Source organism: Bradyrhizobium sp. 62, from assembly GCF_023073035.1.
In the GTDB taxonomy this organism is placed as follows: Bacteria; Pseudomonadota; Alphaproteobacteria; order Rhizobiales; family Xanthobacteraceae; genus Bradyrhizobium.
Genome location: NZ_JADPIT010000002.1, coordinates 162,410 through 174,248 on the forward strand (window position 1 = coordinate 162,410; position 11,839 = coordinate 174,248).

Annotated in this window: 8 protein-coding genes; 6 read left to right on the forward strand and 2 right to left on the reverse strand. The window is 63.8% G+C overall.

All coding sequences use genetic code 11. The annotated features are described in order from the left end of the window. The first annotated feature begins 66 nt into the window (after window positions 1-66). Window positions 67-1,317, forward strand: coding sequence for a multidrug effflux MFS transporter (locus IVB47_RS00850; RefSeq protein ID WP_247459364.1), 1,251 nt, complete (start codon window positions 67-69; stop codon window positions 1,315-1,317). A 206-nt stretch (window positions 1,318-1,523) separates the two neighbouring features. Here the strand turns inward: IVB47_RS00850 and IVB47_RS00855 are convergent, their stop codons facing one another. Both IVB47_RS00855 and IVB47_RS00860 read right to left on the reverse strand, forming a co-directional pair. Continuing rightward, window positions 1,524-3,119 (reverse strand): glycosyltransferase family 39 protein, encoded by a 1,596-nt coding sequence (locus IVB47_RS00855; RefSeq protein ID WP_346730779.1) that lies wholly within the window; start codon window positions 3,117-3,119, stop codon window positions 1,524-1,526. A 243-nt stretch (window positions 3,120-3,362) separates the two neighbouring features. Then, window positions 3,363-4,970 carry an ABC transporter substrate-binding protein gene (locus IVB47_RS00860; protein ID WP_247437644.1) on the reverse strand — a complete coding sequence of 536 codons (1,608 nt, stop codon included), beginning with the start codon at window positions 4,968-4,970 and terminating at the stop codon, window positions 3,363-3,365. 279 nt (window positions 4,971-5,249) lie between these two features. Between IVB47_RS00860 and IVB47_RS00865 the strand changes: the two genes are divergently transcribed. From IVB47_RS00865 to IVB47_RS00885, 5 genes are all read left to right on the forward strand, one after another. Then, on the forward strand, window positions 5,250-6,380 hold the full coding sequence (locus IVB47_RS00865) for a M20/M25/M40 family metallo-hydrolase (RefSeq protein WP_247459367.1): 1,131 nt from the start codon (window positions 5,250-5,252) through the stop codon (window positions 6,378-6,380). A gap of 168 nt (window positions 6,381-6,548) precedes the next feature. Continuing rightward, complete coding sequence (locus tag IVB47_RS00870; RefSeq protein ID WP_247459369.1) at window positions 6,549-7,490, forward strand: ABC transporter permease; 942 nt, start codon at window positions 6,549-6,551, stop codon at window positions 7,488-7,490. Between the two features lie 20 nt (window positions 7,491-7,510). Beyond that, on the forward strand, window positions 7,511-8,398 hold the full coding sequence (locus IVB47_RS00875) for an ABC transporter permease (protein ID WP_007611875.1): 888 nt from the start codon (window positions 7,511-7,513) through the stop codon (window positions 8,396-8,398). Between the two features lie 14 nt (window positions 8,399-8,412). Continuing rightward, window positions 8,413-10,062 (forward strand): ABC transporter ATP-binding protein, encoded by a 1,650-nt coding sequence (locus IVB47_RS00880; protein ID WP_247459539.1) that lies wholly within the window; start codon window positions 8,413-8,415, stop codon window positions 10,060-10,062. A 268-nt stretch (window positions 10,063-10,330) separates the two neighbouring features. Then, window positions 10,331-11,836 (forward strand): M81 family metallopeptidase, encoded by a 1,506-nt coding sequence (locus IVB47_RS00885; RefSeq protein WP_247459370.1) that lies wholly within the window; start codon window positions 10,331-10,333, stop codon window positions 11,834-11,836. Window positions 11,837-11,839 lie beyond the last annotated feature (3 nt).

Sequence of the window (11,839 nt, forward strand, 5' to 3'; positions counted from 1 at the left end):
CCGAATCATCGCTTGTGCATCGCAGCATCGGAGTTAGACAAGGGCCTCAAATCAGAGGTGAGCTACTTGTCCGACGTCAATGCCGACGATTGGGTGTCCTCGGGACACCGCCCCATGGGTTTTCCCGAATTCGTCATCGTGATCGCGTCGATCATGGCGCTGAATCCGCTTGCCATGGACATGATGCTCCCGGCGCTGCCCAATATCGGGGCGGCCTTCAATATCCCCGTCGCCAATCATCTTCAGCTGGTGCTGTCGACCTTCCTGATCGGCTTTGGCGCGGGCCAGTTCGTCATGGGACCGCTGTCGGATCGCTTCGGCCGCCGCCCGGTGCTGCTCGGCGGGATGGCGGTCTATGCGATGGCGAGCGTGCTGGCGATTGCCGCGCCGTCGTTCGAGACACTGCTGCTGGCGCGCGCACTGCAGGGCTTCGGCACCTCGGCGACGCGCGTGATCGCAACCTCGATCGTGCGCGACTGTTACGTCGGCCGCCGCATGGCGAGCGTGATGTCGCTTGCGATGATGATCTTCATCGCCGTCCCCGTAATCGCCCCCTCGTTCGGACAGGCGGTGCTGCTGGTGACGCAATGGCGCGGCATCTTCGTCGTGCTGATGCTCTATGGCCTGCTCGCGCTCGCATGGTCGGTGCTGCGGCTTCCGGAGACCCTGCCTGAGAGCGAACGCAGGTCGCTCGCGCCGGTCGACGTGCTCACGGCCTACTGGCAGACCGTGACCCATCGCCAAACTCTCGGCTACGCGCTCGCCGCCGGCAGCGTCATGGGTGCGCTGTTCGCTTACGTATTTTCGGCCCAGCAAGTGTTTGTCGGCATCTATCACCTCGGCCATTATTTTCCGCTCGCCTTCGCCGCGATCGCGGCCGGTACCGCCATTGCCGGCTTCCTCAACGCAAGATTCGTCGGAACCCTCGGCATGCGCGTGATCTCGCACGGCGCGCTGACGCTCTACACCGCCGTGGCGGGTGTGATGCTGCTGACGGAAAGCCTCGGCACATTGCCGCTTCCCCTGTTCATGGTGCTCTCGGCGCTGATGATGTTCTCGTTCGGCATGATGGTCGCCAATTTCACCGCACTTGCCATGGAGCCGCAGGGCCACATCGCCGGCACGGCGTCCTCGCTCTACGGCTCGATCACCACGCTGATCGGCATCGCCGTCGGCATGGCAATCGGACAAAGCTTCGACGGCACGCTGCTGCCGTTCTCGGTCGGCTTCTTCGTGTCGTCACTCGCCGCGCTCGCGATCGTGCTGGTGGTGGAGAGGGGACGGCTGTTCAAGCCGCATCATCGCGCCATCGGGTGAGGAACTTCGCGGCGCTCTCGATGTTGTACTGCAACAATTTGAAAAGGCGCTTCAATGGAACCGAAACACCGTAAAGACCACGACGCCGCGGAGCGGGCGAAGACGGAACGCACGCCGTCGAACGCCGAAACGACCGCCTTCACCGTGCCATTCGCGAGTGAAGGGCTCGAGCGGGTCCGCGACAGCCACTGTTGAGCAAGACACGTCTATTCCGTTGCGCGCCTGCTGGCGCTGAAATCGTCCGCGACGCCCTCGGGTGCCGCGCCGCTTCCAGGGGGCGGCACCATCAGCACAACCACTTCCCGCGTGAGACCGGGCCGGCCCCATAGCTGCGCCTGGACCATAAATTCCCGTTTGACGAAGTGCCCGGCACGCCCGGCCACCCCGTCCATCCACCGGCTGCAATCATCCTGATCGCGGAAGCAGAGCGCGGCCCAGCCGCGGTCCAGCGTCGTCTTGCCCGGCAAGCCCCCGGGATATTGATCCTCGAACGGCTGCACGTAGTGCGGATGGTCCGGGCTGTAGAAGGCCAACGCGAAGGCTAACGCATCGTCGCCGCTGACGGCGGCGAGCGGCTCGCCTGTCAGTTCGCGCCACTCGCGTGTCAATTCGCTGGCCGCCTCCGCATAGAAATTGCGCCCCTCCTCGTAACCGTGATCGTTGCGGTAGACGGCATGGATCGGCGCGGCCACGAGGACGGCCGTGAGCGCAACGCCGGCCACGATCAAGGTGAGGTTGACGGTGTAAAAGCGCTCGATCGGATAATTTGTGCCGCAGACCACGAGAATGGCGAACAGAAACAATCCCTGCAACGCCCAGAGCGACGGCAGATCGGTGCCTATCGCGAGCGAGACCAGGACCGGCAGCGCGATCGTGCCGACGGCAACGTAAAAGAGGAGCCGCAGGCCCGGATTCATCGCCGCGAAATCGTCCGGAAACTGCTTCAGCCGCGTGCCAGCGATCAGCATCCAGCTGACGGCTGACACACTGATGGCCGCCAACAGCCCCAGAAGGAAGTTCCTGGCCTCACCGAGCGAGCTCACCGCAGTGCCGTTGGCATGGTTCAGCGCGTAGGTGAAGGTCGGTGCCCCCGTCGTGGCGAGCCAATGAACATGCGGTGACAGCGCCGCAAGCCCGACGACGACCGAGATCCAGGGCGAGGCGGACGTGAAATAGGCGCGTCGCGCCGGATGCGCCAGCGCGGCAAACGTGAAGCTCGCGACAAGGAAGATCGAATAATATTTGCCGGCCATGGCCAGCGCCGTCGTGACCCCCACGGCGATCGCCCACGACGCCGAGCGGGTCTCGAATGCGCGCAGGAAGCACCAGGTCGCCAGCGGCCAAACGGCTAGCAGCACCGCATTGGCATTGAAGCGCTGGGCATGGAATTGATAGGCCGGCGTCAGCATCAGGAGCAACAGCACCAGGACGCGCTTGTGCCCCGTCACGAATTGCCGCGCGATCCGGTCGACAAAGGCCAGCGCAAGCCCGGCATTGGTCATCGCCATCAATTGCAGCGACCACTCGCTGAGCGGAAAGATGGCGCTCCAGCTCGCGGCAACCCAGCCGGTCAATGGCGGATGCTTGGGGTAGCCCCACGCGAAATGCCGCCCCAGCGTCCAGGCCTCCAGCGTATCGGGGTGCAGACCGCCGCCGGCATAGGCGACCGCCAGATAGAGTGTCCAGATCGCGACGAAGCCGGCGATGAGAAGCGGCACGGCCCAGCCCGTCTCGACGCCATCGAGCCAACGCAGGAATGGCCGGCGCCATCGCGCCGGCGCGCGATCGGACCGTTCGGCCATCGCCTGGAATGCAAAATCGATCGGCACTGGAATCAATTGGAGGAAGGAAGGTGATGCGCAAGAACGGCACATCTAGTTCAGTACGGAAACAAATAGCAATGATTGGAAACTGGAAAAGATTGAAAACGTCCGCCTTCTCAGCCGGCGCAAGGTCGACAAACGACTAAGATCGACAAACGACAACGGCGCCGCTGATGACAGCGGCGCCGCATGATGATTCGGACGAAAGAAAGAGCCTTCGCCCTACTCCGACTTGTCGACGTTCCAGAACAGCGGGGTCGCGGGACCGTCGAGCACGCCGGTCAGCGATTTACGCCAGCCGCTCGGCAGGAGATACTGCCCCAGCGGGATGTAAATCACCTGCTCATAGGCTTCCTTCTGGATGTCAGCGGCGATCTTCTTCTGATCGTCGAGCGAGGCGGCGCGAACGAAGTCGTCCTTGAGCTTTTCGATCTTGGCGTTCTCGGCCCAGCCGAACCAGCCCTTCTTGCCCTGGCCGCCGATCGAGAGATTGGCGATCGGGTTGGAAACGTCGGCCGCGACCCAGTTGGTGAAGAACATGTTCCAGCCGCCCTCCTTCGGAGGCTTCTGGCTGGCGCGGCGGCTCACCACCGTCTGCCAATCGGTCGCTTGCAGGTCGACCTTGAAGCCGGCCTCGCGCAGCAACTGAGCCGCAACGATCGGCTGCGCCTTCAGCGTCGTGACATCGCCGGGGGCCATGATCACGATCGGGGTGCCGTCATAGCCGGACTCGGCGAGCGCCTTTTTGGCTTCTGCCATGCCGTTGCCCTTCACCAGGGTCTCGCCACCGACCTCGGTCGCGAATGGCGTATCGCACACGAAGAAGGCGCCGCAGATCTTCTGATATTTGGCGTTGCCGACCAGCGCGTCGAGAACGTCCTTCTGGTTTATCGCCAGAAAGGCCGCACGGCGCACTTTGACATTATCGAACGGCGGATAAAGGAAGTTCATCCGGCCGAGCGTCTGGAAGCCGAATGTGTTCGAGACCTCGATCGTGATCTCCTTGTTCGCCTCCAGCAGCGGCAGCATGTCGTATGGCAGATTTTCCACGAAGTCGATGTCGCCCGACTGCAACGCGTTCACCGCGGTCTGCGAGTCCGGCATGGTGATCCACTCGACTCGGTCGACCTTCACCACCTTGCCGCCGGAGGTCCAGCTCGACGGCTCCTTGCGCGGCACGTAGTCGGTGTTCTTGACGTAGACCGCCTTCACGCCCGGCTGGAATTCCGACTGCACGAACTTGAAAGGACCCGAGCCGATCTGCTCGGGGATCTGCTTGTCCGGCGGCGTCTCGGCGAGGCGCTTCGGCATCATGAAGGCAACGCGGGAGGACGGCTTGCCGATCGAGTCGAGCACGAGGCCGTAGGGCTCCTTCAGCTTCAGCGTGATGGTTTTGGCATCGGTCGCCTCGATGCTCGCGGTGAAGTCGAGCAGTTTCTGGCCCATGCCATCGACTGCGGCCCAGCGCTTGAGCGAGGCAACGCAGTCCTCCGCCGTCACCGGCGCACCGTCATGCCACTTCAGGCCGTCGCGCAGCGTGAACGTGTAGGTGAGCTTGTCGTCGGAGATCTTCCACTCCGCCATCTGCGGCTGGATCTTGAAGTTCGAATCGGGCGCCACGAGCGTGTCGTAGATCATGTAGCCATGGTCGCGCGTGATGTAGGCGGTGGTGAAGATCGGATCGATGATGCGCAGATCCGAATGCATCACCGCCGTGATGGTTTTGCCGGCCGCAAGCACCGGCGAGGCCAGTGCGGTTGAAAGCGCGACGACCGACAGCGCAAGTTTGGAGGCGAACGCGCGAGGCCCCCGGCGCATCAACTTAAACATAAATGTTCTCCTGACGTGAAACTGTTCAAAGGCAGGTTATTGATTGAGCATCCGGTTCGTTCTTTAGGCGAACTAACCTCATGCAATGCCTTTATCTTTTCGAGAGTTGCAGACAGTGCCGAGCGCGTCAATCCGGTTTCGCTGCAAGCCCAAGCGGCGCGCGCACGGGCTCCACAACGATCGGTTTGGCTCTACAACGCTCTCCGCCTGTCCTGCCCCGCGCCGATGCAATGCGCGTTCCATGTTCCGAAGCCCAAGAGACATTCGAGAGACATTGAGATGAATCCAGCCAATCTTCCCTTCGATTCCGAAGCGATGCTCCAGGGCCTGCGCGGCTGGGTGGAATGCGAAAGCCCGACCTGGGACGCGAGCGCCGTGAACCGCATGCTCGATATCGCAGCGCGGGAGATGGCGATCATGGGTGCGACGATCGAGCGCATCGCCGGTCGTCAGGGTTTTGGCGGCGTGATCCGCGCACGCTTTCCGCATCCGAAGCAAGGCGAGCCGGGCATCCTGATTGCCGGACATATGGATACGGTCCACCCCACTGGCACCATCGAGAAGCTGAAATGGCGGCGCGAGGGCAGCAAGTGCTACGGACCCGGCATCTACGACATGAAGGGCGGCAATTATCTTTCGCTGGAAGCGATCCGCCAACTGGCCCGCGCCTCGTTCACGACGCCGCTGCCGATCACCGTGCTGTTCACGCCCGACGAGGAAGTCGGCACACCCTCCACGCGCGATATCATCGAGGCGGAAGCCGCGCGCAACAAATATGTGCTGGTGCCCGAGCCCGGCCGCGCCGACAACGGCGTCACCACCGGACGTTATGCCATCGCGCGTTTCAATCTCGAGGCGACCGGCCGGCCCAGCCACGCCGGCGCGACCTTGTCGGCGGGCCGCTCTGCTATCCGCGAGATGGCGCGGCAAATCCTCGCCATCGACGCGATGACGGGCGAGGACTGCACGTTCTCCGTCGGAGTCGTGCACGGGGGTCAATGGGTCAATTGCGTTGCCACGACCGCCACCGGCGAAGCGCTCTCGATGGCCAAGCGCCAGGCCGACCTCGATCGCGGCGTCGAGAGGATGCTGGCGCTCTCCGGTACAACCAATGACGTCACCTTCAATGTGACGCGCGGCGTGACACGTCCGGTCTGGGAGCCCGATGCCGGCACCATGGCCCTGTATGAAAAGGCGCGCGGGATCGCCAAGTCGCTCGGCGCAGAACTGCCGCATGCGAGCGCCGGCGGCGGCTCCGACGGCAATTTCACCGGCGCAATGGGCATTCCGACTCTCGACGGCCTGGGCGTGCGTGGCGGCAACGGCCACACGCTCGAAGAGTATATCGAGGTCGAAAGTCTGGTCGAACGCGGCCGGCTGATGGCGGGGCTGCTCGCGACTCTGGAGTAACGGCGCGAGCCACATCGCCAAAACCGGGCCAGATCACCGAAACAAGGTGATCGCACTGCAAAAACGGTGGCCCGGATGGCATGGGAATTGCTGAAATGTTAGGCTGGTGGCAGAACCCCAGGCTCCAGCCGCTGTCTCTGATTTGACTCTAATCTGACGGGATCCAACTTGCTCGGATATCTCCTTCGCCGAATTCTCGCCGCCGTGCCCGTGATGGGCGTGGTGGCGCTGTTCGTCTTCCTCCTGCTCCGCCTCACCCCGGGCGATCCCGCCGCGATTCTTGCCGGCGACAACGCCACGCCGGAGCGGCTCGAGCGCATCCGGACCTCGCTCGGCCTCAACGAGCCGCTGATCGTGCAGTTCATCACCTGGCTGAACAAGCTGCTGCATGGCGATCTCGGAACTTCACTCATCTCCAACCTTCCGGTGATGAAGATGATCGGCCAGCGGGTCGAGCCGTCGATCTCGATTGCGCTGTCGACCATCATCCTTGCCGTCATCGTCGCTGTTCCCCTGGGCGTGATCGCGGCCTGGAAGCATGGCACCTGGATCGACCGCTTCGTGATGGGCCTGTCCGTGCTCGGCTTCTCGGTGCCGGTGTTCGTGGTCGGCTACATCCTGATCGAGGTCTTCGCGATCGACCTGCGCTGGGTGCCGGTGCAGGGCTTCCGCAGCATCTCGAACGGTTTTGGGCCGTTCTTCGAGCGCATCATCCTGCCCACCTGCGCACTGTCCTTCATCTACATCGCGTTGATCGCGCGCATGACGCGCGCGGCGATGCTCGACGTGCTCGGCGAGGACTACGTCCGCACCGCGCGCGCAAAAGGCATCAACGAAGTCGCCGTGATGATGCGCCATGCGCTGCGCAACGCCGCCGTGCCCGTGATCACCGTGATCGGGACCGGCTTTGCGCTTTTGATCTCCGGGGTCGTCGTCACCGAAAGCGTGTTCAACATCCCCGGCATCGGCCGCCTCACGGTGGATGCGGTGCTGGCGCGCGACTATCCGGTGATCCAGGCGATGATCCTGCTGACGTCGTTGATCTATGTCGTCGTCAATCTCCTGATCGACGTCGCCTACACGGTGCTCGATCCCCGGATCCGGTACTAGGGCTAAGGATAACAACAAGAATGTCTGTCGATACCCTTCCCCAGTCCTCCATCCCGATCACGTCGCCGCTGCGGCCGCGCTTCGGATTCCTGACCTCGACGCCGATCATCGCGGCAGCGACCATCTGCCTCGCGTTGGTTGTCCTGATCTCGATCCTGGCGCCGTTGATCGCGCCGTATGATCCGATCCAGCTTGCGCCCTCACAGCGGCTGAAGCCCTCTTCGGCGCAATTCCTGCTCGGCACCGACGCCTATGGCCGCGACCTGCTGTCGCGCGTCATGTATGGCGGACGCATTTCGCTTCTGATCGGCATCGGCTCGGCGATCATGTCGATCGTCATTGGGTTGGCGATCGGCCTCGTCTCCGGCTTCTTCAAGCTGGTCGATTCCGTCATGATGCGGATCATGGACGGCCTGATGGCAATGCCGAGCATCCTGCTGGCAATCGCCGTGGTGTCGTTGTCCGGCGCCAGCCTCTGGACCGTGCTGATCGCGATCACAATCCCCGAAGTTCCGCGCGTGGCACGCCTGGTGCGCTCGGTCGTGCTATCGGCGCGCGAAGAACCCTATGTTGAAGCGGCGATCTCGGTCGGCACATCCCTGCCAAAGATCATGTGGCGGCATTTGATGCCGAACACGATCGCACCGCTGATCGTGCAGGGCAGTTACGTCTGCGCCTCCGCGATCCTCACAGAGGCCATCCTCTCCTTCCTCGGCGCCGGCATCTCGCCGGAAACGCCGACCTGGGGCAACATCATGGCCGAGGGCCGTCAGTACTTCCAGCTCAAGCCGACGCTGATCTTCTGGCCGGGCCTGCTGCTCTCGATCGCCATCCTCAGCATCAATTTGATCGGCGACGCCGCCCGCGACGCACTCGATCCGCGCATGAAGCAGCGGGAAGGCAAATGATGGCCGATCAAGTGATGACCAGCCCGATCCTCGACATCAACAACCTCGTCGTCTCCGTCGGCAAGAAGCCGAATGCTGCAAACATCATCGAGGGCATCTCGATCCAGGTGCATGAGCGCGAGACGCTGTGCCTCGTCGGCGAAAGCGGCTCGGGCAAGTCCGTGACCTCGCTGACCACGATGGGTCTGCTGCCGAAGGGCACGCTGATTCCGACCGGCGGCAGCGTCAAGCTGGTCGGCGAGGAGATTCTCACCGCGACCGACCGCCGCCTGCGGCAGCTCCGCGCGACGCGGATGGCGATGATCTTCCAGGAGCCGATGACGGCACTCAATCCGGTGATGCCGGTCGGTCGCCAGATCGACGAGGTTCTCCGCGCGCACACCAAATTCGATGCGAAGGCGCGCAAGAAGCGCATCCTCGACATGATGGAGCAGGTGCGCCTGCCCCAGGTCGAGCGTATCTTTGCCTCCTACCCTCACCGACTCTCCGGCGGTCAACGCCAGCGCATCATGATCGCGATGGCGCTCGTGCTCGAACCGAAGCTTCTCATCGCCGACGAGCCGACCACCGCGCTCGACGTCACGACGCAGAAGCAGATTTTGACACTGATCCGCGACCTCCAGCGCGATCACGGCACCGCCGTGCTCTTCATTACCCACGACATGGGCGTGGTCGCCGAAATCGCCGACCGCGTCGCGGTGATGCGGCAGGGCCGACTGGTCGAGACCGGAACGCTGGATTCCATCCTGCGCAATCCGACCATGGAGTACACCCGCAACCTGCTCTCGGCAGTGCCGAGCCTGGTGCCGCGCGCGGCGCGGCCCGAGACCAAGGAACCGGTGGTGCTGGAGGCCAACGAGCTCGGCAAGGTCTATCGCGAGCGCGCGTTCTTCGGTAAAGGCCGCGAAGTCGTCGCCGCCGACAAGGTCACGCTGACGCTGCGCAAGGGCCGCACGCTCGGCATCGTCGGCGAGAGCGGCTCAGGCAAATCTACCGTGGCGCGCTGCATCGTCCGCCTGATCGACCCGACCTCCGGCGGCGTCCGCCTCTCCGGCCGCGAGATCTCGGACATCTCGCGGCGGCTGTTGCAGCCGCATCGCAAGAAGATCCAGATCGTATTCCAGGACCCCTACCGCTCGCTCAATCCGCGCGTCACCATCGGCGAAAGCATTGCGGAAGGCCCGGTCAATTACGGCGTGTCGCATACCGACGCAATGAAGCGTGCCCGCGAATTGCTCGAGCTGGTCGGCCTGCCCGCCGATGCGGTCGCGCGCTATCCGCACCAGTTCTCCGGCGGCCAGCGTCAGCGCATTGCGATCGCCCGCGCGCTCGCGCTCGATCCCGACGTGCTGGTCGCGGACGAGGCGGTCTCCGCCCTCGACGTCTCCGTGCAGGCGCAGGTGCTGGAACTGTTCGACGAGATCCAGCAGCGGCTCGGCATCGCCATCCTGTTCATCACTCACGATCTGCGCGTCGCAGCGCAGATCTGCGACGAGGTCGTGGTGATGCAGCACGGCCGCGTCGTCGAGCAGGGCCCGGCCGCTGAAGTGCTGACGCATCCGAAGGAGGCGTACACCAGAGCTCTGCTCGAGGCAGCGCCGGGCCGCGGCTGGGATTTTGCGAACTTCCGGCCGGTGTCGGAGGGTGTGGCGGCAGGCGCCTAGTCTCTCTCCCCGTCATTGCGAGCGCAGCGAAGCAATCCAGCTATTTCCGCGGCACGGATTCTGGATTGCACTTCCGCACCGAGACAGTCTGGATTGCTGCGTTCCGCGAGGACAACCTGGATTGCTTCGCCGCGTTCGCAATGACGGCGGTTGCGACAAGCATTCCCAAAACGGCTTGACGCCATGCATGGCGCGATTGCTTCCCGGCTTGCTCTCGCCGCAAGCACAGGGCTAACGTCGCGCACTTTCAATTGCTGGACTTGAGTTGATGACACGTATCGCCGTCGGCGGCTTCCTGCACGAGACCAACACCTTCGCTCCGACGAAGGCGACGTTCGCGGACTTCCAGCACGGCGGCGGCTGGCCGGCGATGACGCAAGGACCTGATGTGCTGAAGGTGATGCGCCGCATCAATGTCGGCCTCGCCGGTTTCGTCGACAGCGCCGAGGCTCTCGGCTGGGAACTCATCCCGACCATCGCTTGCGGCGCCAGCCCCTCGGCGCATGTCACCAGGGACGCCTTCGAGCGTATCGTCAAGACGATGGTCGACGGCATCGCAGCCGCCGGCCCGATCGACGCCGTCTATCTCGATCTGCACGGCGCGATGGTCACGGAACATCTCGACGACGGCGAAGGCGAGATTCTGGCCCGCGTGCGCCGCGTCGTCGGCAAGGACATTCCGCTGGTCGCGAGCCTCGACCTGCACGCCAACGTCACGCCCGAAATGATGGAGCATGCGGGCGCGCTGATCGCCTACCGCACCTATCCCCATGTCGACATGGCCGAGACCGGCCGTGCCTCCGCGCGACACCTCGCATTGCTTCTGAAGACAAAGCAGCGTTTCGCAAAGGCCTTCCGGCAATTGCCGTTCCTGATTCCGATCAGCTGGCAGTGCACCGACGACCAGCCGACCAAGGGCATCTACGAAAAGCTTGCCGCGCTGGAGAGCGACGCGGTTCCGACGCTGTCCTTCGCGCCCGGCTTCCCCGCCGCCGATTTCCGCGATTGCGGGCCGAGCGTGTTCGCCTATGGCAAGACACAAGCCGATGCCGACCGCGCGGCCGATGCGATCGTCAAGCTGGTCGAAAGCCACGAGGACGATTTCGACGGCAAGATCTGGTCGCCCGATGACGGCGTGCGCCACGCGATGGAACTCGCGAAGGGCGCGAGCAAGCCGATCATCATCGCCGACACCCAGGACAATCCCGGCGCCGGCGGCGATTCCGACACCACCGGCATGCTACGCGCGCTGGTACGCAACAAGGCGAGTGCTGCGACGGGCGCGATCTACGATCCGGCATCGGCGAAAGCCGCGCATGAAGCCGGCGTCGGCGCCACCGTGACGCTGTCGCTCGGCGGCAAGTCGGGCATTCCCGGCGACGAGCCCTATCGTGAGACCTTCGTCGTCGAAAAACTTTCCGACGGCCGCTTCATCGCGCCCGGTCCCTACTATGGCGGCCGCGAGATGGAGATGGGCCCGTCGGCCTGCCTTCGCATCGGCGACGTCCGAATCGTCGTCTCCTCGCACAAGGCGCAGCTCGCCGATCAGGCAATGTACCGCTATGTCGGCATCGAGCCGACCGAAGAGAAGATTTTGGTCAACAAGAGTTCGGTGCACTTTCGCGCCGATTTCGAGCCGATCGCAGAAAAGCTGATGATCTGCGCTGCCCCCGGCGCGATGCCGGCTGACACGGCCACGCTGCCATGGACGCGCCTGCGGCCTGGCATCCGCATCAAGCCAAACGGCCCGGTTTTCACTCCCTCCTCACGCTAACTG